Origin of the sequence: Microbacterium psychrotolerans (assembly GCF_031085295.1) — a bacterium.
In the GTDB taxonomy this organism is placed as follows: Bacteria; Actinomycetota; Actinomycetes; order Actinomycetales; family Microbacteriaceae; genus Microbacterium; species Microbacterium psychrotolerans.
In genome coordinates, this window is the sequence record NZ_JAVFWO010000002.1 from 785,899 (window position 1) to 807,476 (window position 21,578).

The window sequence follows — 21,578 nt, forward strand, 5'->3', positions numbered from 1 at the left end:
GTCCGCTCCTGTCGGCGACCGTGATCGCACGAGAGTCTATGACCGGACACGGCGAGCGTGCGTCCGCCCGCCGGGTGGAGGCGGTGCCGTCGGCCGGCGACCGGCGCGCACGCGGCGGGTGGGCTCAGGCCGCGACCGCGACCCGGTCGGCCATGATGGCGCGTACCGCGTCGCGGCCGGCACGGTTCGCGCCCACGGTCGACTGCGAGGGGCCGTAGCCGATCAGGAAGAGCCGCGGCTCGTCGAGGGAACGGCCGTTCTCCACCCGGAAGCCACCCTCGCGCGTGCGCAACCGCAGCGGGGCCAGATGGTCGAGTGCGGGGCGGAACCCCGTGGCCCAGAGGATCACGTCGGCCGGCTCGAACGAGCCGTCCGGCATCCGAACCCCGTCCTCCTCGATCGAGGCGAACATCGGATGCCGCACCAGCACGCCTCGCGCCTGCGCGGCGCGGGCCCACGGCGTCCAGTGCATGCCGGTCACCGAGATCACGCTCCCGGGCGGCAGCCCGCGGCGCACACGGTCCTCGACGCCGGCGATGGCGGCGACGCGCGCCGGGATGTCGAAGTCCGCCTCCACCCACTCCGGCTCACGACGCGTCACCCAGAACGTGTCGGCCACGTGCGAGATCTCGTCCAGCAGCTGCACCGCCGAGACGCCGGCCCCGACGACCACGACGCGCTTTCCGCGGAACTCCTCTGCCGAGACGTAGTCGGCGACGTGCAGCTGCCGGCCGCGGAAGCGCTCCTGCCCCGGGTAGTGGGGCCGGAAGGGCCGCGTCCAGGTGCCGGTCGCGTTGATGACGAATCGTGCGGACCAGCTCCCGCGGTCCGTCTCGAGGATCAGCCGGCCGGCCGGATCCTCATCGGCACGCCGCACGGCTCTCACGCGTACGGGCCGGAGGACGTCGAGGGCGAAGCGCTCCTCGTACTCGGCGAAGTACGACGGGAGGATGTCGCGGCTCGCCGCGACCGGGTCCGCCGGCGGCACCGCGAAGCCCGGCAGCTCGTGGATGCCGTTGACCGTCGCCATCCGGAGGGACGGCCAGCGGTGCTGCCACGCTCCGCCGGGAGCGGCGTTGGCGTCGACCACGAGGAACGTCGGCTCCGCGCCGGTCGCCCGCTGCAGCGGCACGAACCCACGACGGTGCAGATGGTAGGCCGCAGAGAGCCCCGCCTGTCCCCCGCCGATCACGACGACATCGACGGCTGCGGGCTCCATGCCCGGCTCAACAGCGTCCGGCCCGCGGGGATTCCCGCGGTCCGGCCGCGGCGATCGCGACGGTCGCCTCAGTTGAGGGCTCGGGTCGATGCCGGGATCACGCCGTCGCGGTAGAGGTCGGCAGCGACGTCCTGCAGAGCGGTCAGCGCGACGCGCTGCGGCAGCGGGCCGTACGAGATGCGAGCGACGCCGAGCGCCTCGTACTCCGCCGCCGAGAGCGCGCCCGGCAGGCCGATGACGCTGACCTTGCGCTCGCCGATGCCCTCGACGAGGCGCCGGGTGATGTCGGCATCGAGGATGCCGGGCACGAACACCAGGTCGGCACCCGCCGCCAGGTACGCGCGGCCGCGCTCGATCGCGTCCGCGAGCGACTCCTCGACCGGGCGCTTGCCCGCGCGCACGAACGCGTCTGTGCGCGCGTTGAGGACGAACGGCACGCCCTCCGCGGCGCCGGCCGCGACGATCGCCTCGACGGCGGCGACTGCCTCGTCGAGCGGGCGCAGACGGTCTTCGACGTTGGCTCCGACGACGCCCTTGCCGATGACGCGGCGCACGGTCTCGCCCGCATCGCCGTAGCCGTCGTCGAGATCGGTCGTGACAGGGAGGTCGCCCACGGCATCCACGATCCGGCCGACCATGTCGAGCGTGATCTCGAGCGGGATCTGGCCGTCGGGGTAGCCGAAGGTCGCGGCGATCGCGTGGCCCGCCGTCGCGATGGCACGCGTCTCGGGAAGGGCGGCGACGGCGCGGGCCGACACCGCGTCCCATACGTTCACGACGCGCAGGATCTCGGGCGCGGCGTGGAGCTGCGCAAGGGTCTGTGCTTTCTCAGCCTGAGTGGTCATGCATGTCACGCTATCGGCGCCGTGCACGATCGAGGGCCGGTCAGGACGGACGGATCTCGCCGTCCAGGTACCACCAGCGTCCGCTTTGCCGCAGGAACCGGCTGCGTTCATGCAGAGAGCCTCGTTCGCGACCATGGCGCCACGTCGCGCGGAACTCGACGACACCGCGCGTGTCGCCCTCGGCCCCGGCGTCGGCATCCAGGATCTCGAGTCCGGTCCACCGTTGGGCGGCGTCGAGGGCGAGCTCGTCCGGTCGCGTGCCGGGGTGCCACGTCTCCTCCAGATACCCTGCGTCGCCGACGACGAACGCCGTGTAGCGAGAGCGCATCAGTGCCTCGGCCGTAGGGGCCGGGATTCCCCGCAGCGCGGGGGCGCAGCATCCGTCGAAGCGATCCCCGCTGCCGCAGGGGCACGGATCCCCGTCCGCCACGCGCGCAAAGCCGTCCTGTGCGGCTCGCGAGGCCGCAGCGCCGAACGACACGTCAGACGCCTGCCTTCTCTGCGCACGTCACGCAGCGGGTGGCGAACGGGCGCGCCCGGAGGCGGGCGATCGGGATGCCGCGGCCGCAGTCGACGCACACGCCGTAGGTGCCGCCCTCCCAGCGCCGGACGGCCTCGTCGATCTCGGCGATCTCGCGGCGGGCGGCCTCTTCGAGGGCGACGGCACGGGACCATTCGCCCGACAGCGTCACGCCCTCGGGATCGTGCTCGTCGTCGGCGACGTCGCCGCGGCGATCGGCGCGCAGTTCGGCCAGGTTCTCGTCGATCGCCGCGACGCGCGCCGTCGCCGCGTCATGCAGCTCGTCGAGGAGCGCTCGCAGCTCGGTCCGGCTCGCGGCGGTGGTCATCGCACGAGGATACGCCCGCTGGTCTCGGTGCGGCGGCTGCCGTGCCGGATCGGGGTGCAGGGGTCACGACGGATCGGCGGAGGTCAGTCCGACACCTCGACCGTGAAGGTGACGTCCTGGATGCCGCCGTCCTCATTCGACAGCACGACCTCGGTCGACCCCTCGGCGAGCGCCTCGACCCCCGGGCTGAACGTCGCGCCGTCCTCCTCGCGTCCGGGTGTGAACGTCGCGACGGAGGGGTCGGAGACGACGCCGCTGTAGCTGTCGACCGCGAGGTCGCCGGTGTCGATGTCGAGCACCTGGCCGACCTCGAGCTCCACGGTCGTGCCCTGCAGATCACCCACATCGCGCACCACCGGCGTGACGACCGGCTCCGACGCCGCGCACCCGGCGATCCCTGCGAGGGCGACGACGACGAGGAGCGCAGCGACGGGTCTGGCGAAGCTCATGGCGTCATGATCGCAGCACAGCGCCTGCACGGCCAGCGTGAGGCGTTCACGCGGTCGGGCGATAGGGATCTCCCAGGTCGGACCGGGACGCTGGAGGCATCGCGCAGCGAGTGCCCCCTGCCCGCTCCGCGAACCCCCGAACGGCGCTGTGTCGCCGGGGACCGCTCCTCGTGCCCACCCCGAAGGGCACGAGGGGCGGTCTCACCGACCCGCCCGGAGCCGGCGATCCGCAACCCCCCGGACGCGATCGCCGGCTTCTTCGATCCGCGCTGTGGATAACTCGGGAGACGCGCCGATGCCAACGGTTAACGTGGGGGCGTGAGGACTCGGGTCACGGCCGCAGCGCTCGGCGCGATCCTCGTGATGGCGCTTGCCGGCTGCGCCACTCCGCAGTCGACAGAACCGACGCCGACGCCCGCGTTCTCCTCCGAAGAGGAGGCGTTCGCCGCAGCCGAGGCGACCTACCGGGCGTACGTGGACGCGCTGAACCAGGTGGATCTGAGCGACCCGGAGACGTTCGAAGACCTCTATGGCTGGACGGTCGGCGAGCTAAACGCTTCGGACCGAAAGCAATTCGCGGAGTGGCACGCCCAGGAGCTCACGAAGTCGGGCGAGGCCAAAGTCCAAGCCGTGACAGAAGGGCGATATGACCCTGAGAGCGGAGAAGTTGCAATCCAGGCCTGTTACGACGTGAGTGGCGTCGACATCCTGAACGCCGAAGGAGGGTCAGTCGTCTCCTCGGACAGGCCGGACCAGCAGCCGCTCGCAATCACTTTGACGCCGTCACCGGACTCCGCCACAGGATTTGCGATCATGTCCATCTCCGCATTGTCCGACGAGGCAACGTGCTAGCCGCTCTGCTGACCGCCGCTCTCACCCTCAGCGGCCCGGTCGTGGTGATGGGTAGTGGCACCTGCGGGACTGGAACAGCGTTGGTCCAGGGCTGCCCCACCGCGACAGCAACGGAGCAAGAAGTTACCGTTTCGGCGACTGAAACTCAGAGGAACGAGTCGTCCGGAGGCTCGCCGCGCGAGTCGCAGCAGACCACGCGGCTCACCACCCCACCCCCTCCCGAGGACTGCGGCCCGCTCAACCGCTGCATCGACTACACCGTCGTCGGGTTCCCCGAGGTGACGCTGGCCGACCTCGCCTCGTTCCGGCCGGCCGCTCCGACCCTCGGCGGGGAACCCGCGGGGTTCGGCGTCGTCGGCATGCCGACGAACCTGCTGGCCTCGGCATCCGAGGAGCGCATCCCGGGCACCGTGCTGGGCTGGGACGTCACCGTGCGCTTCGTGCCCACCGCGTACGTGTTCGACAACGGAGACGGCACCACGACCCGCGCCGACACCGGCGGCTCGGCCTGGGCCAGCCTCGGGCAGGGGCAGTTCACCCCCACCGCGACCAGCCACGCCTACGGTGCCCGCGGGACGTACGCGGTGTCGGTGACCGTCGAGTACGCGGCATCCGTCGACTTCGGAACCGGCTGGCGACCGGTGCCGGGCGTCGTCCGCGCCCAGGTCGGCGGCTACGGCGTGCGCGTCGTCGAGGTGCGGACGGCGCTCGTCGACCGCACCTGCGCCGAGGACCCCACGGGTCCCGGCTGCTGAGGCCGGCCCGCGACGAGTCGGCGCGCGCCGTGGGCGAGGCGCACGGCGGAACGCAGCGGCAGGCCGACGGCGTACGCGACGGTGCCGGTGGCAGAGGTGTCGCCGCGCCCCAGGGCGATCCGACGCTCCCAGGCGTCGCGCAGGGTGCCGCCGCGCCGCACGAACCCGGCGCGCGGGGGCAGACGTCCGGCCGACCGCTGCGCCAGCAGCGCCTCCACGTGGTCGGTCCAGTCGTCCGCCTCAGGCGGGTGGAAGTAGTTCTCGTCGAGCCACTCCGGATCCGGATGCCGGAACCGGCGCGCGACGACGTCCTCCTCGCCGGCGAGCAGGTCGGCGTCGGCGAGCGTCTCGTTGATCAGCTGCGGCGAGACGCCGTACGTGTCGAGCGCGATGACGGGGATGCCGCGCGCGATCGCCTCGATCGCGGCGGTGGAGCTGACCGTGACGAGTCCCTCCGCCGTCGCCAGCGCCTTCCGCATCGGGGCCGTCGAGGTGACGAGGTTCGGCGGCAGCGGCCCGAGGGCGGCGAGCAGTTCGGGGTAGCCGTCCTGCTCGACGTGCGTCTGATGCTCGCCAGTCGCGGCGCGGAGCTTCACCACGACCCGCCGCGAAGGGTCCGCTTCGGCCGCTCGCACGAGCATCCGGGCGATCCCCAGACGGTCGGCGCGTTCTGCGGGCACCTTGGCCTGCGCGGCGAAGACGAGGTCGCCGCCTCCTCCGCCGCCCGATCCCGACACCCGGGCGCCGCGGGCGAACGGCAGCGTGGCGAGCGCATACCGATGCGCGTATCCGGTGCGCGCCGACAGCGCTCCGAACTCGCGCACCTCGCGCCGTGAGTGCACCACGAAGAGATCACACTGCAGCCGGTAGACGACGGCCCGGCGCGTGGCGGGGATCGAGATCCCGGGCAGGCCGGTCACGACGACCGGCCGCTGCGGGAGCGCCGCGAGATCCCGCGCCAGCACACGTACGAGCGGACCGCGCGCACCCAGCACGACGACGTCCGCCTCCAGCTCGGCGAGGCGCGCGTTCAGGCGGCCGTAGGAGATGCGCTCCACGCGCTCGCGCGGAAGGCGGCTGCCGCTCAGGGCGGAGGCGAGCTGCGCGTCGCTGACCACCAGGGGCGTCTCAAGGACCAGCAGCGCGGCATCCCATCGATCCGCGACGCCGCCGAGAAGCGCCGCCGCCCATTTCACGTAGGAGTCGGTGTCGGCGATCGCGACGATGCTTGGCCTGCCGTCGACCGGCGCGTGCGGGCTCACGCGGGGACGCGGCGCAGCTTCGCCATGGGCGCGAGCTCACCGGGGTACACGCGCTTGACGCCGTCGCCCAGGGCCGCCTCGATGACGCGGATGTCGCGCACCAGGTGCTGCAGGCCCGCCGGCTCGAGCGAGGCTGCATGGTCGGAGCCCCACATCGTGCGGTCGAGGGTGATGTGCCGCTCGACCGCGACGGCGCCCAGCGCGACGGCGGCGAGCGAGATCTGAAGTCCGCGCTCGTGTCCCGAGTAGCCGACGGGCACACCCGGGTAGCGATCGCGGAGGGCCGGGATCATGCGGATGTTCGCCTCTTCGGGCTCCATCGGGTAGGTCGACGTCGCATGCATCAGGACCAGGCGGTCGGTGCCCAGCACCTCGATGGCCGCATCGATCTGTTCGCTCGTCGACATGCCGGTCGACAGGATGACGGGCTTGCCGGTGTCGCACAGCGCTTCGAGCAGCTCGACGTCGGTGAGCGACGCCGAGGCGACCTTGTGCGCGACGACCCCCAGGTCCTCGAGGAAGGCCACACTGGGCACGTCCCACGGCGACGCGAACCACTCCAGGCCGCGCAGCAGCGCGTGGTCCGAGATCTCGATGTACTGGTCGCGGTCGAACTCGACGCGGCGACGGTACTCGAGGTACGTCATCCGGCCCCACGGCGTGTCGCGCGGGATGTCGCGCATGTGCTCCGGCGTGGCGATCTCCGGCGTGCGCTTCTGGAACTTCACCGCGTCCGCGCCGGCATCGGCCGCGACGTCGATGAGCCGCTTGGCGAGCTCGACGTCGCCGTTGTGGTTCAGGCCGATCTCGGCGATGACGTAGGCGGGACGCCCGCCTCCGACGACGCGTGATCCGATGGTGACGGTCATGATGCCTCCAGTGGTGCAGTGGGGTGATCGGATGCTTCGCCTCGCGCGCCCGGGCCTGCGGCCGCTCGACGGGCGGTGCCGGCGCGAGACGCGCTCGCGAGCACGCGCTCGGCGAGATCGCGCACCGCACCCTCACCGCCTCGGCGGTCGAGGACGACGCGGGCGGCGGAGAGGACGAGGGGGTGCGCGTCGGGCACCGCCACTGGCCACCCGACGAGTTCGAGGCAGGCGAGGTCGTTGACGTCGTTGCCGAGGTACGCGACCCGCGACAGTGCGATGCGCTGGTCGTCCGCCCATTGCCGCAGCACCGCAGCCTTGTCGGCCGCTGCCTGGCGCACCTCGACGCCGAGCTTGCGCGCACGGGCCGCGACCACGGGATTCGCCTCGGTGGACAGGATCAGGAAGGGAACGCCGGCGGCACGCAGCAGCGAGACGCCCATCCCGTCCGACCGGCTCACGGTCACCGATTCGAGGCCGTTCTGGTCGACGCGCGCGGTGTCGTCGGTGTGAACACCGTCGAAGTCCGTCACGACGGCGTCGACCGCGATCGCCCGATCGGCCCGGGCGTCGCGGTCGATGACGGCTGCGAGCCGCCGCGCGAGCTCCAGCTCGTGGACGGAGTCGATCTCGATCGCCGTGCGCGGATCGACCTCGGCGATGCCGACGCTGCCGAAGAACCGGTGCTGCGCCGCGCGGAAGCCCGCAGCGCGCACGACGTAGAACCCGCCGGTCTCCAGGTAGTGCGGCTCACGATCCTGCCGGCGCGGGCGCACGTCGATCTCGTGGTTGATCGGCTCTGCCGCGTCGCCGATGCCCTTCTCCCAGAGGAAGCCGTACGTCTCGACCGCGGAGAACACGCTGTCGCGACGTCGTGATCGCACGAGCTGCACGGCCGCGGCGAGCGCCTCGGCGTCGATGAACGGCGAGGTCGCCTGCAGGAACGCGACGACGCCCACGTCGACCTTGCGCTCCTCGAGCGTGTCGAGGGCGTGGAGGAGGGCCGTCTCGCTGCGCGCCTCGTCGCCCGACAGGTCGGCGGGGCGCTCGACGATCTGGGCACCCCATTCAGCGGCGACCGCGGCGATGTCGGCGTCATCGGTCGTCACGACGACCCGGTCGATCGCCGGGCACGTCCGCGCCGCCTCGACCGCGCGCGCCACGAGCGGCACGCCGCCGACGCGCTGCAGGTTCTTGCGCGGGATGCCCTTCGAGCCGCCGCGCGCCGGGATGATCGCCACCGTCTCGCTCATGCCGCTGCCGTCCGCACCGTGCGGCGCGCGCGGCCACTGCGCCCGATCACGTCCGTGAACACCGTCGCCCCGGTACCCGCGAGCACCAGGGGAAGCGTGGTGGTCGTGCTCGACGGCAGCGTGTGCACGTCGAGCGGCTGCCGGGCTCCGGCGAGCACGAGCTCCACGGGCAGCCCGGTCTGATGGATCCGCAGCTCGGGCACGGTCGCGACGGCGTCGAGCTGCTCGGACGTCTCCCGTCGATGCGGCAGGTACACGGCGCCGCCTGCTGCGGCATCCCGCAGCCACCGCACGTAGTCGATCAGCATCACGCGTCCGTCGACCGGGAGCGCACTGCCGAGCACGATGCGGCGGCCGAGCGCCGGCGCGGCGGGCGCGGCGGCGCGCGTCCACGAGAAGTCGTGGCGGCGGACGCCGAAGCCGCGGTCGGCGAGGGCGTCGAGGCGGTCGTCGCCGAGATCGAACGCCGTGAACATTCCGGCGCGTCGCGAGGCCGCCCGGCGATGGACGAGCTCGGCGGCGAACGGTGCGACGGCGGTGGTGAGCCCTCGCTCCGCGACGTTCGGACGCGCGTAGGGGCGGCGGCCCAGCAACGCGTCGGCGTACGCGATCGCGTACGCGCCGTCGTCGAGGAACGTGACGCGGTGCGGGCGGAGCACGGCGGCGGCGAGCCGGAACTGTCCCGAGAAGCCGTCGCCGACGAGCCAGTGGCCGTGACGGGCGAGGAGGTTCCACGGGATGCCCAGGTACGGCGCCAGCTCGCCGAAACGCGCCCCACGAGCGAGCAGCTCGTCCGCGGTGGCGGAGATCTGCGGGGTCAGCCGTCCGGCGACGGGCACCGTCGCATGGTGCGCCGCGGCCCACTCGGCGGCGCCGATCAGCTGCAGGGGCGACTCGACCCAGGCCAGCACATCCTCGCGACCCATGGCGTCTCCTCTCGCGACCGTGCCCTCGCAAGCGGCTCACGGCTGTCTCCCCACGGTGGGCGCGAGACGTGAACGCGACGGGTGCCGACGTGCGACGCCCGCCGGTCCGGCAGATGAACGACGGGTGTCGTCGGCGCTCGTGCGGGCGTCCGAGCCGCATGCCAGGATGAACGCGTGACCGACCGCCTGATGCTGCTCGATTCCGCATCCCTCTACTTCCGTGCGTTCTACGGGGTGCCCGACACGGTGCGAGCGCCTGACGGCAGGCCCGTCAACGCGGTCCGCGGATTCCTCGACATCATCACGCGGCTCGTGACGACGTACCGCCCGACGCACCTCGTGGCGTGCTGGGATGACGACTGGCGGCCGCAGTGGCGCGTGGACCTGATCCCGACGTACAAGACGCATCGCGTCGCCGAGGTGGTTGCCGGCGGCCCCGACGTCGAAGAGGTGCCCGACCCGCTCGAGGTGCAGGTGCCGGTGATCCGTGAGGCGCTCGACGCCCTCGGCATCCGCATCGTCGGCGCAGCGGCCCACGAGGCCGACGACGTCATCGGCACGCTCGCGTCGACGGCCACCATGCCCGTCGACATCGTGACCGGCGACCGCGACCTCTTCCAGCTCGTCGACGACGCGCGCGACGTCCGCGTCGTGTACACCGCCCGCGGCATGAGCAACCTCGAGGTGCTGACCGACGCCGCCGTCGTCACCAAGTACGGCGTCCTGCCGTCGCAGTACGCGGACTTCGCCACCCTCCGCGGCGACTCCTCCGACGGCCTGCCCGGTGTCGCCGGCATCGGCGAGAAGACGGCGGCCGGGCTGCTGGCGACCTTCGGCGACCTCGCCGGGATCATCGCCGCGGCCGAGCTCGGCGAGGGGATGTCCGCCGGCGTGCGAGCCAAGGTTCTCGCGGGCCTGCCGTACCTCGCCGTCGCCCCGCAGGTCGTGGCCGTCGTTCGCGACCTGCCGCTCGAGGTGCCCGATTCCCGGCTGCGTCCGCTCGACGAGCAGGCGAAGTCGGATGCCGCGGCTCTCGCCGAACGCTGGGCGCTCGGCACGGCGATGACGCGGATCGTCGACGCGCTCGACGCCGTCTGACCCGATCCGCCTACTCCCGCGGGAGTAGGCCGAGGGCTCCCGCGGTCAGATTCCTCACAGTGGCACGCGGCGTAGCATCGGCGCATGCCCCGGCCCGCGCGTGACGACTCGGCGACGCGCCGCCCCCTGGGGCAGGTGACGACGGCGGAAGACGCCTGGCCGCGGTTCCGTCCCCCGGCCGCGGTGGTGCTCCTCGTGCCGGTGTTCGTCTCCCTCCTGGTGCAGGTGCCGGGGACGATCGCGCTGTCGTGGTGGCAGCGGGTGCCGCTCCCGTCGGCTGTGACCAGCGTCGCGCTGGCCGCCGCATCCGCGCTGCTCCTCCTCGCGGCGCGCCGCTTCCCCGGCCTGACCGTCGCCATGGTCGCGGTGCTTGCCGGCGCGGACCTGCTGATCGCGCCGTTCGGCGGCCCGCCGCCGGTGGCTCTCGTCTTCGCCATCGTCGGCGCGGTGGTGCGCGGCGCACGCGTGTGGGCACTCGTGTCGGTCGGCACGGTGTGGCTCGCCGTCGTGGTCGGCGCCGAGTTCGTCGGGGTCGACTGGCACCCGGCACGCATCGCGCTCGCGACCGTGGGCCTGGCGCTCTGCTTCGCGCTGGGTGAAGGCATGCGCGCGCGCATGCGCGGCGCCGAGGAACGCCGCGCGCAGCTCGCCGCCCGCCGGCGCGCGGCCGAGCAGGAGGAGCGCACGCGCATCGCCCGCGAGCTGCACGACGTGCTCGCGCACTCCCTGAGCCAGATCGCGGTGCAGTCCGGCGTCGGGCTTCACCTCTTCGATCGCGAGCCCGAGCGCGCGCGCGAGGCGCTCGCGAACATCCGCGGTCTCAGCGCCACCGGTCTGGACGAGGTGCGCGGCGTGCTGGCGTTCCTCCGCGGCGACGAGCTCGGTGCGCCTGACACGGCCCCCCTCACGCCGCAGCCGCAGCTCGCCCAGCTCGCAGGACTCGTCGCCGGCCGCTCCGGACTCGGTCTCGCGGTGGTCCTCGACGACCAGCTCGCCGGCGAGGCGCCGCCGAGCGCCGTCCAGACGACCGCCTACCGCATCGCGCAGGAGGCGCTGACGAACGTGGTCCGCCACTCCGCGGCCTCGAACGCGACCGTCAGCGTCGCGCGCGACGCCGGCGACCTCGTCCTCACCGTGGTGGACGACGGCGCCGGCATCCCGGCGACCGCATCCGAACGCGGCGGGCTCAGAGGCATGCGCGAGCGCGCCGAGCTCGCCGGCGGGCGGCTCACGGTCGGCAGCAGCGCACGCGGCACGACGGTCGTCGCCCGACTGCCGTGGCAGGGCGCGACATGATCCGCGTCGCGCTGGCCGACGACCACCAGCTGGTGCGGGCGGGGTTCCGGGCGCTGCTCGCCTCCGAGCCCGACATCGAGGTCGTCGCCGAGGCGTCGGGCGGCCAGCAGCTGCTGAACGCCTTGCGCGAGACGGCCGTCGACGTCGCGCTCGTCGACATCCGCATGCCGGACGGCGACGGGCTGTGGGCGGCCGAGCAGATCGCCGCCGACCCCGCGCTGTCGGAGGTGCGGGTGGTCATCGTGACCACGTTCGAACTCGACGAGTACGTCGTCCGCGCGGTGCTCGCCGGTGCCAGCGGATTCCTGGTGAAAGACACCGAGCCCGCCGATCTCATCCGCGCGGTGCGCGCTGTGGCCGCCGGCGACGCGCTCCTCTCCCCCGGCGTCACCCGCACGCTGCTGGATCGTGCCGCCTCGCAGCTGCGCGTCGTCCCCGACCCCCGGCTCCTCGAAGCGCTCACGGATCGCGAGGTCGAAGTGCTGCGATTGGTCGCTGAGGGTCTCACGAACGACGAGATCGGCGCCCGCCTGTACCTGTCGCCCCTCACCGCGAAGACCCACGTCTCGCGCATCATGCAGAAGCTCTCGGCACGCGATCGCGTGCGTCTCGTGATCGTCGCGTACGAATCCGGTCTGGTCGGCTCCGAACGGCCATAGCCCGGCACTACTCCCCCGAGAGCAGTCGAGATCACTCCGGGGGGCCGATTCGCGGATGCCGCGACCCGCGTTGACTCGAGGCATCCGGTCGCCCATTCCGGCGCGATCGGTCCGAGAGAGGAATCCTCATGTCCACTGCACTCGCCACCGCACTCGATGCCGGCCCGGGGATCGTGGCCACTCATGCCGTCGGCCCGTGGGGCTTCGGCTGGTGGTTCCTGCTGATCCCGCTGTTCTGGATCGCGCTCTTCGCGATCCTCTTCGCCGTCTTCGGACGCCGCTGGCGGCGCGCCGCCGTCGAGAACGGCTACGGGCCCTACGGGCGGACGCCCGCTCGCCAGGCCGAGGCGACACTGGCCGAGCGCTTCGCGAAGGGCGACATCGACGAGACCGAGTTCCGCGCCCGGCTCGAGGTGCTGCGCGCCAACGCGGCGCACTGACGACCCCGGGCGAGAGCGGCGCCGGGCCGGCTGCGGCGGGTCAGGCGCCGCGATCGCGTCCGGTCCACTCGCGCAGCCGGGTGAGCGGCCACGTCGTGACGATGCGCTCCGGCGGCACGCCCAGCCGCTCGGCGCGCTCGGCGCCGTAGTCGAGCAGCGAGAGCTGTCCCGGCGCGTGCGCGTCCGAGTCGATCGAGAAGAGGCATCCGATCTCCAGCGCCAGGGTCATCAGCTCATCCGGCGGGTCCTGGCGTTCCGGCCGGGAGTTGATCTCGACCGCGACACCGTGGGCCTCGCACGCCTCGAACACCGCACGCGCGTCGAAGGTCGAGGGCGGTCTCGTCCCCCGAGAGCCCTCGACGAGCCGGCCTGTGACGTGGCCGAGCACGTCGGTGTGCGGGTCCGACACCGCGGCGACGAGCCGGCGTGTCATCGGCCCACGCTCCATCCGCAGCTTCGAGTGGGCGGAGGCGACGACGACGTCGAGCCGCTCGAGCATCTCGCTCTCCTGGTCCAGCGAGCCGTCCTCGAGGATGTCGACCTCGATGCCCGACAGGAGCGTGAAGCCGTCGCCGCTCATCCCGGCGACCACGTCGAGCTGCGCACGCAGGCGCTCGGGCGACAGTCCGTTCGCCACCCGTAAGCGCGGCGAATGGTCGGTGAGTGCGAGGTACTCGTGGCCGAGCGCCCGGGCGGCCTCCACCATGAGGTCGATGGAGGTGAGACCGTCCGACCAGTCGCTGTGCGCGTGCAGATCGCCGCGCAGCAGCGGCCGCAGGGTCGAGGCGCGCTGCACGCCCGCACGTTCGCGCAGATCGACCAGGTAGCCGGGCACCTCGCCGCCCAGCGCCTGCTGGATCACCGCGAACGTGGACTCGCCGATGCCCTTGCGCCGGCGCAGGGCTGCGGAATCCCGCAGCTCTGCGTCGGTCAGCCCCTCGATGGCGTCGGCGGCAGCACGGAACGCCTTCGACTTGTACCGTGACGACCGCTCGCGCTCGAGGAGCGTCGCGATCTCGCTGAGAGCGTCGTGGGGGTTCACGTCGTGTACGGCCGCCTCGTCAGACGACGTTCGCCCGCTTGATCACCACCGGCACGCTCGCGAGTCGGTGGATGGCCCAGCCGAACAGGATCGCGAGCACGCCCATGCCGGCCGCGAACAGAGCGACGCCGTACGCGACGATCGAGGTGAACAGCGAGGCGCGCAGGAACGACGCCTGCATCACCGTGGCGCGCACCGGGTCGTCCTGGTCGAGCTCGGCGTAGGTCTTGCCGTCCGATGCCTCCAGGGCGTGGTGGTTGATGATGTCGGCCTGCACGTAGGCCGTGAACGGTCCGGTCACCTGCTGGCCCTGGAACGCTGCGGCGTCGTCGGGAATCGTGATGTTCTCGGCCGTCAGCTGGTTGGTCACGCCGATCCAGGCGATCACGCCGACCACGATCAGCAGGACTCCGCCCACGATCCCGAGGATGCCGATCGCCTTCACCAGGCCGACCTTCTTCTCGGGAGGCTCGATCACGTCGGCGGTGCGGGGCTCTTCCTGACTCATGCGTCCTCCTCGATCACGGTGCGTTGGGGCACACGCTATCGGCGCCCGCCGGTGCGGCGGAAGACCGCGCGCCGTGTGAAACCGGCGCGTCCCTCGTCAGCTCGACAGCGCCTTCGTGGTCTCGACCCAGCGCTCGAGAGTCGCCGTGGCCGCGCCCGAGTCGATCGCGGCCGCGGCGTCGTCGCGCGCCTCCGCGAGCCGCTCGAGGATCGGCCGCTGCACCTGCGTGGCGTCCCGGAACAGCCGGTAGGCCACGATGCCGGCCGCCGCGTTGAGCAGGACGATGTCGCGTACCGGTCCCTGCTCGCCGCCCAGCACGCGGTGCACGACAGCGGCGTTGTGCACGGGGTCGCCGCCGAGCAGGTCGTCGATGTCCGCCAGCGGGATGCCGAGGTCGCGCGGGTCGAGGTCGTGCTCGTGGATGTCGCCGCGGCTGACCTCCCACAGCCGGCTGTGTCCGGTCGTCGTGAGCTCGTCGAGGCCGTCGTCGCCGCGGAACACGAGCGCCGTCGCGCCGCGGGTCTGGAACACCCCGGTGATGAGAGGCACACGATCGAGGTGCGCGACGCCCACGGCGTTCGCCTCGGCGCGCGCCGGGTTGCAGAGAGGCCCGAGGAAGTTGAACACGGTGGGTACGCCGAGCTCGCTGCGCGTGGCTCCGGCGTGCTTGAAGCCGGGGTGGAACGCGGCCGCGAACGCGAATGTGATGCCGGCGCGGGAGAGCGTCTCGGCGACGGCGTCCGGTGAGAGCGCCAGGTCGATGCCGAGTGAGCCGAGCACGTCCGACGACCCCGACGACGAGCTGGCGGCCCGGTTGCCGTGCTTGACGACGGGGATTCCGGATGCCGCGGCCACGAGGGCCGCCATGGTGGAGACGTTGACGGTGCCGAAGCGGTCGCCTCCGGTGCCGACGATGTCCAGCACGGCTGCGTCGACGGGCAGCGGCACGGCCGCCTCGAGGATCGCGTCGCGGAAGCCCACGATCTCGTCGACGGTCTCACCCTTCGCGCGCAGCGCGACCAGGAATCCGCCCAGTTGGGACGGCGTGGCGGTGCCCGACATGATCTGCCGCATCGCCCACGTCGACTCCGAGACGCTGAGGTCGCGCCGCTCGAGCAGCGTGGTGAGGATTCCCGGCCAGGTGTACAGCTCCGCCATAACCGAGAAGCCTAGCCGGGCACGCGAATCGGAACCTTTTCGTGACACGGCGTCCCGTCTCGTGCGATTCTGCGTCTTCACCACGTGTTCACGGCAGAGTCGCAGTGTCCTCTTAGGCTCCCCTAAGTTCCAGCACGGCTGAAGACATGCCCTCCGATGCGAAAATCGCGGCCCTGGATCGGCCATAATGGGGAGTGTGACGACCTCCACAGCGACCTACTCCCAGGCCATGCGGTCCGTCAAGCGGCCGGATCCGGTCGCTGTCGGAACCATCGTGTGGCTCGGCAGCGAGGTGATGTTCTTCGCCGGCCTGTTCGCGATCTACTTCACCCTGCGCAGCACCTCGCCCGAACTGTGGGCGCAGGAGACGCAGCTGCTGAACATCCCCTACGCGACCGTCAACACGATCATCCTGGTGCTGTCCTCCGTGACGTGCCAGATGGGCGTGTTCGCCGCCGAGCGCTTCCAGCCCTACTCGCTGAAGAAGCGCGGCTGGCTCGGCTGGGGCATGGTCGAGTGGTTCTGGCTCACCTTCGCGCTCGGCGCCATCTTCGTCTCGGGCCAGGTGTGGGAGTACGCCCAGCTCGTCACCGAGGGCATGCCCATCAGCGCGAACTCGTACGCGTCGGCGTTCTACCTCACCACCGGCTTCCACGCCCTGCACGTCACGGGCGGCCTCATCGCCTTCCTCCTCGTGATCGGCCGCGCATACGCCGTCAAGAACTTCGGGCGCAAAGAGATGACGTCCTCGATCGTCGTGTCGTACTACTGGCACTTCGTCGACGTCGTCTGGATCGCCCTGTTCCTCGTCATCTACTTCCTCAAGTGAGAGCGGAGCTGTAACCCGAAATGGCACGAGAGTCCACGCGCCGCTCGAAAGGCCGCCGCAGCCCCTGGGCCGCAGCCGCACTGATCGGCATCGGCCTGCTCATCACCGGCGGCGTCTACGCCGGGGCATCCGCCGCGATGGCGGCCACCACTCCCGAGACGGTGACCAACTCCGCGCTCACCGTGGAGGACGGCAAGAAGCTGTTCCAGGCGAACTGCGCCACCTGCCACGGCCTCGACGTGCAGGGCACCGAAGACGGTCCGTCGCTGTACGGCGTGGGCGAGCTCGCGGTGCACTTCCAGATGAGCACCGGTCGCATGCCGTTGCAGATGCAGGGACCTCAGGCTCCGCAGAAGCCGGCTCAGTTCACCGAGGAGCAGATCGCCGCGGTGGGCGCGTACGTCCAGTCGATCGCCCCCGGCCCCACCTACCCCGACGAAGAGGTGCTCGACGGCGGCGGGAACACGTCCGAGGGCGGCGAGCTCTTCCGCATCAACTGCGCGATGTGCCACAACGTCGCCGGCGCCGGTGGTGCGCTCACCGAGGGCAAGTACGCCCCGAACCTGCACACCACCTCACCGCTCAACATGTACGCGGCGATGGTGACCGGACCGCAGAACATGCCGGTGTTCAACGACATGACGCTGACCACCGAAGAGAAGCGCGACGTCATCACCTACCTGCTCTATCTGCAGGACAACGAGTCGGCCGGCGGATTCTCGCTCGGCTCGCTCGGCCCCGTCTCCGAGGGCCTCTTCATCTGGATCTTCGGCATCGGTTCGCTGATCGCCATCACCGTGTGGATCACGGCGAAGTCCAACTGATCTACGTACGACACACGCAACACTGACGAGGAGCAGCATGGCCCACGAGGACGACCCGCTCGAGCACGAGAGGGCTTCCTGGAAGCCCTCCCCCGGGCTCGCCGTCGCGGTCCCCGACCCGGTGCGCAACCCTGGTCTCCCCCCGCACCGCGAGCGGATGACAGACAAGGACCCTGCTTCGATGAAGCGGGCCGTCCGGGGCGTCTACACGCTCTTCTACCTGTCGATCGCCGGCAGCATCTGGGCCATCGCCGCCTACATGCTGTTCCCGATCGAGAGCGGGCGGATCGTCGACATCCGCAACAACAACCTCTTCATCGGTCTGGGCATCGCACTCGCACTGCTCGCCATCGGCGTCGGCGCGATCCACTGGTCCAAGGCCGTCATGTCCGACCGGGAGTTCGTCGAGCCCCGTCACGCCACGCGTGGTCGCGACACGACGCGTGAGGCCGCGATCAAGGCCTTCGCCGATGCGGACGCCGAGTCCGGCTTCGGCCGTCGCGTGATGATCCGCAACTCGCTGATCGCCGCGCTCGTCGCCTCGGTCGTCCCGGGCGTGGTCCTGTTCCGCGGACTCGCACCGTTCAACTCGCCCGAGAAGCCGCACGCGGGCGACCCCGTGTACCTGCTCGAGCACACCATGTGGAAGAAGGGCATGCGCCTGGCGCACGATCCTTCGGGCGAGCCCATCCGCGCTGCGGACCTCACCCTCGGCTCCGCCGTGCACGTGATTCCCGAGGCTCTGGCCGAAGTGTCGCACAGCGAGGGCTACCTCGACGAGAAGGCCAAGGCGATCGTGCTCCTGGTCCGTCTGCTCCCTGAGCAGCTGGTCGAGTCCGAAGAGCGCAAGGAGTGGTCGTACAACGGCATCGTCGCCTACTCCAAGGTGTGCACGCACGTCGGCTGCCCGGTGGCGCTGTACGAGCAGCAGACGCACCACCTCCTGTGCCCCTGCCACCAGTCGCAGTTCGACGTCACCGACCACGCGAAGGTCCTCTTCGGACCCGCCGCGCGTCCGCTGCCGCAGCTGCCCATCACCGTCGACGACGAGGGCTACCTCATCGCGAGGAGCGACTTCAACGAGCCCGTCGGCCCGAGCTTCTGGGAGCGTCATTGAGCACCTCAACCGTCACCGAGCAGCCTGAGGCTCCGCCCGCGGCGCCCGTGTCGCCGAACGGGCGCGACAAGCCCCTCGGCGGCCGCTTCATCGGCGCCACCGCGAACTACATCGACGAGCGCACGAGTCTCTCCGGCTTCGTCAAGGAGCTCGGCCGCAAGATCTTCCCCGACCACTGGTCGTTCATGCTCGGCGAGATCGCGCTCTGGGCATTCGTCGTCGTGCTGCTCTCGGGCACGTTCCTGACCTTCTTCTTCCAGGCGTCGATGGTCGAGACGCACTACAACGGCGCGTACATCCCGATGCGCGGCATCGAGATGTCGGCCGCGATGGCATCGACCCTCGAGATCTCGTTCGACCTCCGCGGCGGTCTTCTGGTTCGCCAGATGCACCACTGGGCCGCGCTCGTGTTCGTGGCCGGAATCGGCGTGCACATGCTGCGCGTCTTCTTCACCGGCGCGTTCCGCAAGCCGCGCGAGCTCAACTGGGTGATCGGCTTCATCCTGTTCATCCTCGCGATGGGCGAGGGCTTCACGGGCTACTCGCTCCCCGACGACGTGCTCTCGGGCAACGGCCTGCGCATCATCGACGGCATGGTCAAGGGCATCCCGATCATCGGCACGTGGACCTCGTTCCTGCTATTCGGCGGGCAGTTCCCGGGTGACGCGATCGTGGGGCGTCTGTACACGCTGCACATCCTGCTGCTGCCTGCGATCCTGGTCGGCCTGCTGGTCGTCCACCTCATGCTGATGGTGATCAACAAGCACACGCAGTTCGCGGGCGCCGGGCGCACCAACAGCGTCGTCGTGGGCTACCCGATGATGCCGGTCTACATGTCCAAGATGGGCGGCTTCCTGTTCATCACGTTCGGTGTGATCGTCCTCATCGCGTCGCTGTTCACGATCAACCCGATCTGGAACTACGGTCCGTACGACCCGTCCCCCGTCTCCGCCGGCACCCAGCCCGACTGGTACATCGGCTTCGCGGACGGCGCACTCCGACTGGTGCCGCCGGGCTGGGAGTTCGTCTTCCTCAACCGCACGTGGTCGTTCAACATCATCGTGCCGCTGGTCGCGCTCGGTCTGTTCATCGTCCTCGTCCTGATCTACCCGTTCATCGAGTCGTGGGTCACCGGTGACAAGCGCGAGCACCACATCGCACAGCGTCCGCGCAACGCGGCGACGCGCACGGCGATTGGTGCTGCCGGTGTCACGTTCTACGCAGTGCTCTGGGCCGCAGCGGCCTCCGACATCATCGCCACGCACTTCTGGCTGACGATGGAGGGGGTCATCCACACCCTGCAGGCGCTGCTGTTCATCGGACCGGTGATCGCGTACTTCGTGACGAAGCGGATCTGTGTCGCGCTGCAGAAGAAGGACCGCGAGATCGCCCTCCACGGCTACGAGTCGGGACGCATCGTCCGTCTGCCCGGCGGCGAGTACATCGAGGTGCACCAGCCCGTCGACGAGTACGAGCGCTTCAAGCTGGCCGACTTCGACACCTATGAGCCGCTCGTGGTCCGCCCCAATGCCAAGGGACGCATCCCGTGGCACGAGAACCTTCGCGCGTCGATCTCGCGCTGGTTCTTCGAGGATCGCCTCACCCCTGTCTCGCAGAGCGAGCTCGATGCGGCGCTGGCGCACCAGCACCACGAGCTCGGCCACATCGCCGAGGAGGAGGACATCGAGATCCAGGGTGCGCACGAGCGCGCCGGCGTCCCCGATGCCCCTCACAGGCCGATCGACGATGGCAAGAACAGCGAGGTGCCGGTGCGTCCCTCGAACGTCATCGTGCCCGAGCCGGAGCCCGGAACGAAGTCGCCGAGGAACCGCAAGAAGGACTCTGACCAGTAGGGCGTCACCGCTTCGCCGACGGATGCCCCGGCACGATCGCAACGATCGTGCCGGGGCATCCGTCATTCTCCGGCGACGGCCGTCACGCGAGGCCAGGGCTCCCCCGCCGCTCACGACGCCCCGTGGATCGGCAGGAATCGTACGCCCTCTGACAGCGCCTCCGGGACCGCCGACCCTGGCCCTGACGTAGCGTGGGACTCATGACAGACGCGCTCTCGTACTTCTCCGCCAAGCTCGCCCTCGAGACCGATGCCTCCGATGTGTACGCCGCACAGAAGGACGGGGAGCGCTTCGTCCTCGTGGACGTCCGCGGCGACGAGGCGTGGGCGCAGGGACGCATCCGTGGGGCCATCCACATGCCCTATCGCGAGATCGCGGAACGCGCTCCGCGAGAGATCGACGCCTCGACACCGGTGGTCGTGTACTGCTGGAGCCCCGGCTGCAACGCCGGTGCGAAGGGCGCGCTCGAGTTCGCGCAGCTGGGCTACTCCGTGAAGGAGATGATCGGCGGATACGAGTACTGGGTCCGTGAAGGCCAGCCGACCGAGAACGACGAGGGCGCGCTCCCCCGCGTCTTCGACTCCCAGGTGATGGTCGTCCGCACGAAGGTGGGCAGCTGACCCGCGGTTTCAGGCCGACTCGAGCCCTTCCATGTATCGCGTAGCGGCCGATCCGTAGAACGCCGTCTGGGCGAAGACCCCCGCGCTGGCCGGCACGGGATCGACGACGTCGCACACCACGACAGTGACGTTGTCTCGGCTGCCGGCGTCCAGAGCGAGGGTCACGCACGCCTGCGCGGCCGCCTCCGCGTCGTCGATGCCGTTCAGGATCGCCCGGATGTCGTCGTCCGGAACGTAGTCGGTGAGGCCGTCGCTGCACAGCATCCACCGGTCGCCGACGGGCGCGTCGAAGGCCGTCACTACCGCGGCGTCGAGCTCCCCGCCGCTGAGCGACGCGGTGATGAGGTTGCGGCGCGGGTGCGAGGCGGCCTCGGCGATGGAGACCAGTCCCTGGTCGACGAGCGCCTGCACGAGCGAGTCGTCGCGGCTCATCTGCGTGAGCTCGCCTGCGCGCAGTCGGTAGGCGCGCGAGTCGCCGGTGTGTGCGAGCAGCACCCCGCCGTCGCGGTCGACGAAGATTCCTGTGAACGTCGTCGCCATCCCGCTCAGCGACGGATCACGCTCGACGTGGGCGCGGAGATCCCAGTTGGCCGAACGCACGCTGTCGGCGAGCTGCACCGGCTCGAGGCCGTCCAAGCGGCCCGCCGCGAGGCGATGGACGAAGGTCGCCGAGGCCAGGTCGCCGGCGGGTCCGCCGCCGACGCCGTCTGCGACTGCCGCACCCCAGGATGCCGTGAACGCGGCATCCTGGTTCGTTGCGCGGTGCGGGCCGATGTCGGACGACGCGGCGGCATGCAGACGTACCCGGAGGCCCGTCATGAACGGGCCGCCGGGCACGTCGTGCTGGAGGTCACGCGGA

At 71.0% G+C, this 21,578-nt stretch carries 24 protein-coding genes; 11 read left to right on the top strand and 13 right to left on the bottom strand.

All coding sequences use genetic code 11. The features are described from left to right. Positions 1-124 precede the first annotated feature (124 nt). The 5 genes from Q9R08_RS08440 to Q9R08_RS08460 all read right to left on the bottom strand — a co-directional run bounded on the left by Q9R08_RS08440 (position 125) and on the right by Q9R08_RS08460 (position 3,361). Positions 125-1,219, bottom strand: coding sequence for an NAD(P)-binding domain-containing protein (locus tag Q9R08_RS08440; RefSeq protein ID WP_308867468.1), 1,095 nt, complete (start codon positions 1,217-1,219; stop codon positions 125-127). Positions 1,220-1,287: 68 nt separating this feature from the next. Then, complete coding sequence (locus tag Q9R08_RS08445; RefSeq protein ID WP_308867469.1) at positions 1,288-2,064, bottom strand: isocitrate lyase/PEP mutase family protein; 777 nt, start codon at positions 2,062-2,064, stop codon at positions 1,288-1,290. Positions 2,065-2,104: 40 nt separating this feature from the next. Continuing rightward, positions 2,105-2,545 carry a YchJ family protein gene (locus tag Q9R08_RS08450; protein ID WP_308867471.1) on the bottom strand — a complete coding sequence of 147 codons (441 nt, stop codon included), beginning with the start codon at positions 2,543-2,545 and terminating at the stop codon, positions 2,105-2,107. Between the two features lies 1 nt (position 2,546). Beyond that, complete coding sequence (locus tag Q9R08_RS08455; RefSeq protein WP_308867472.1) at positions 2,547-2,912, bottom strand: TraR/DksA family transcriptional regulator; 366 nt, start codon at positions 2,910-2,912, stop codon at positions 2,547-2,549. A gap of 83 nt (positions 2,913-2,995) precedes the next feature. Beyond that, the gene (locus Q9R08_RS08460) at positions 2,996-3,361 is read right to left on the bottom strand and encodes a hypothetical protein (RefSeq protein WP_308867473.1); all 366 of its coding nucleotides are present in this window, start codon (positions 3,359-3,361) and stop codon (positions 2,996-2,998) included. A 318-nt stretch (positions 3,362-3,679) separates the two neighbouring features. On the opposite strand from Q9R08_RS08460, the gene Q9R08_RS08465 reads away from it, so the two are divergent. Next, positions 3,680-4,213 carry a hypothetical protein gene (locus Q9R08_RS08465; protein WP_308867474.1) on the top strand — a complete coding sequence of 178 codons (534 nt, stop codon included), beginning with the start codon at positions 3,680-3,682 and terminating at the stop codon, positions 4,211-4,213. A 278-nt stretch (positions 4,214-4,491) separates the two neighbouring features. Next, positions 4,492-4,968 (top strand): hypothetical protein, encoded by a 477-nt coding sequence (locus Q9R08_RS08470; RefSeq protein ID WP_308867475.1) that lies wholly within the window; start codon positions 4,492-4,494, stop codon positions 4,966-4,968. Here the strand turns inward: Q9R08_RS08470 and Q9R08_RS08475 are convergent. The 4 genes from Q9R08_RS08475 to Q9R08_RS08490 are packed head-to-tail and all read right to left on the bottom strand — an operon-like array spanning position 4,887 to position 9,275. Further along, positions 4,887-6,230: a DUF6716 putative glycosyltransferase gene (locus tag Q9R08_RS08475; protein WP_308867477.1), complete on the bottom strand. Its 1,344-nt coding sequence runs from the start codon at positions 6,228-6,230 to the stop codon at positions 4,887-4,889. The genes Q9R08_RS08470 and Q9R08_RS08475 overlap by 82 nt on opposite strands. After that, positions 6,227-7,099: an N-acetylneuraminate synthase family protein gene (locus Q9R08_RS08480; RefSeq protein ID WP_308867478.1), complete on the bottom strand. Its 873-nt coding sequence runs from the start codon at positions 7,097-7,099 to the stop codon at positions 6,227-6,229. The genes Q9R08_RS08475 and Q9R08_RS08480 overlap by 4 nt, the downstream gene beginning before the upstream one ends. Then, positions 7,096-8,349 carry a cytidylyltransferase domain-containing protein gene (locus Q9R08_RS08485; protein ID WP_308867481.1) on the bottom strand — a complete coding sequence of 418 codons (1,254 nt, stop codon included), beginning with the start codon at positions 8,347-8,349 and terminating at the stop codon, positions 7,096-7,098. Before Q9R08_RS08485 ends, Q9R08_RS08480 begins: the two co-directional genes overlap by 4 nt. Continuing rightward, positions 8,346-9,275, bottom strand: coding sequence for a hypothetical protein (locus tag Q9R08_RS08490; RefSeq protein ID WP_308867483.1), 930 nt, complete (start codon positions 9,273-9,275; stop codon positions 8,346-8,348). The genes Q9R08_RS08485 and Q9R08_RS08490 overlap by 4 nt, the downstream gene beginning before the upstream one ends. Before the next feature lie 174 nt (positions 9,276-9,449). Between Q9R08_RS08490 and Q9R08_RS08495 the strand changes: the two genes are divergently transcribed. The 4 genes from Q9R08_RS08495 to Q9R08_RS08510 all read left to right on the top strand — a co-directional run bounded on the left by Q9R08_RS08495 (position 9,450) and on the right by Q9R08_RS08510 (position 12,768). Further along, positions 9,450-10,373, top strand: a complete 924-nt coding sequence (locus tag Q9R08_RS08495) for a 5'-3' exonuclease (RefSeq protein WP_308867484.1) — start codon at positions 9,450-9,452, stop codon at positions 10,371-10,373. 84 nt (positions 10,374-10,457) lie between these two features. Next, entirely contained in the window at positions 10,458-11,669 is a 1,212-nt protein-coding gene (locus Q9R08_RS08500; protein WP_308867485.1) for a sensor histidine kinase, read from the top strand. Further along, the gene (locus tag Q9R08_RS08505; protein WP_308867486.1) at positions 11,666-12,328 is read left to right on the top strand and encodes a response regulator; all 663 of its coding nucleotides are present in this window, start codon (positions 11,666-11,668) and stop codon (positions 12,326-12,328) included. The genes Q9R08_RS08500 and Q9R08_RS08505 overlap by 4 nt, the downstream gene beginning before the upstream one ends. Positions 12,329-12,456: 128 nt before the next feature. Then, on the top strand, positions 12,457-12,768 hold the full coding sequence (locus Q9R08_RS08510) for an SHOCT domain-containing protein (RefSeq protein ID WP_308867488.1): 312 nt from the start codon (positions 12,457-12,459) through the stop codon (positions 12,766-12,768). Between the two features lie 40 nt (positions 12,769-12,808). Here Q9R08_RS08510 and Q9R08_RS08515 read toward each other — a convergent pair whose 3' ends face one another. The 3 genes from Q9R08_RS08515 to trpD all read right to left on the bottom strand — a co-directional run bounded on the left by Q9R08_RS08515 (position 12,809) and on the right by trpD (position 15,476). After that, entirely contained in the window at positions 12,809-13,810 is a 1,002-nt protein-coding gene (locus Q9R08_RS08515; protein ID WP_308867490.1) for a PHP domain-containing protein, read from the bottom strand. A gap of 19 nt (positions 13,811-13,829) precedes the next feature. Next, positions 13,830-14,318 carry an aromatic ring-opening dioxygenase LigA gene (locus tag Q9R08_RS08520; RefSeq protein ID WP_308867492.1) on the bottom strand — a complete coding sequence of 163 codons (489 nt, stop codon included), beginning with the start codon at positions 14,316-14,318 and terminating at the stop codon, positions 13,830-13,832. 96 nt (positions 14,319-14,414) lie between these two features. Next, on the bottom strand, positions 14,415-15,476 hold the full coding sequence (trpD, locus tag Q9R08_RS08525; RefSeq protein ID WP_308867495.1) for an anthranilate phosphoribosyltransferase: 1,062 nt from the start codon (positions 15,474-15,476) through the stop codon (positions 14,415-14,417). A gap of 187 nt (positions 15,477-15,663) precedes the next feature. Here trpD and ctaE point away from each other — a divergent pair, with 187 nt between their 5' ends. The 5 genes from ctaE to Q9R08_RS08550 all read left to right on the top strand — a co-directional run bounded on the left by ctaE (position 15,664) and on the right by Q9R08_RS08550 (position 20,719). Continuing rightward, positions 15,664-16,305 (top strand): aa3-type cytochrome oxidase subunit III, encoded by a 642-nt coding sequence (ctaE, locus tag Q9R08_RS08530; protein ID WP_308867497.1) that lies wholly within the window; start codon positions 15,664-15,666, stop codon positions 16,303-16,305. Positions 16,306-16,325: 20 nt separating this feature from the next. Beyond that, a complete protein-coding gene (gene qcrC / locus Q9R08_RS08535) occupies positions 16,326-17,129 on the top strand; it encodes a cytochrome bc1 complex diheme cytochrome c subunit (RefSeq protein ID WP_308867499.1) in 804 nt (267 codons plus the stop codon). Positions 17,130-17,166: 37 nt separating this feature from the next. Continuing rightward, complete coding sequence (qcrA, locus tag Q9R08_RS08540; protein ID WP_308867501.1) at positions 17,167-18,246, top strand: cytochrome bc1 complex Rieske iron-sulfur subunit; 1,080 nt, start codon at positions 17,167-17,169, stop codon at positions 18,244-18,246. Beyond that, on the top strand, positions 18,243-20,099 hold the full coding sequence (qcrB, locus tag Q9R08_RS08545) for a cytochrome bc1 complex cytochrome b subunit (protein WP_418001332.1): 1,857 nt from the start codon (positions 18,243-18,245) through the stop codon (positions 20,097-20,099). The genes qcrA and qcrB overlap by 4 nt, the downstream gene beginning before the upstream one ends. 200 nt (positions 20,100-20,299) lie before the next feature. Next, on the top strand, positions 20,300-20,719 hold the full coding sequence (locus Q9R08_RS08550) for a rhodanese-like domain-containing protein (RefSeq protein WP_308867503.1): 420 nt from the start codon (positions 20,300-20,302) through the stop codon (positions 20,717-20,719). Between the two features lie 9 nt (positions 20,720-20,728). On the opposite strand, the gene Q9R08_RS08555 is transcribed toward Q9R08_RS08550, so the two are convergent. Beyond that, entirely contained in the window at positions 20,729-21,538 is an 810-nt protein-coding gene (locus Q9R08_RS08555) for a PP2C family protein-serine/threonine phosphatase (protein ID WP_308867504.1), read from the bottom strand. Positions 21,539-21,578: the final 40 nt, after the last annotated feature.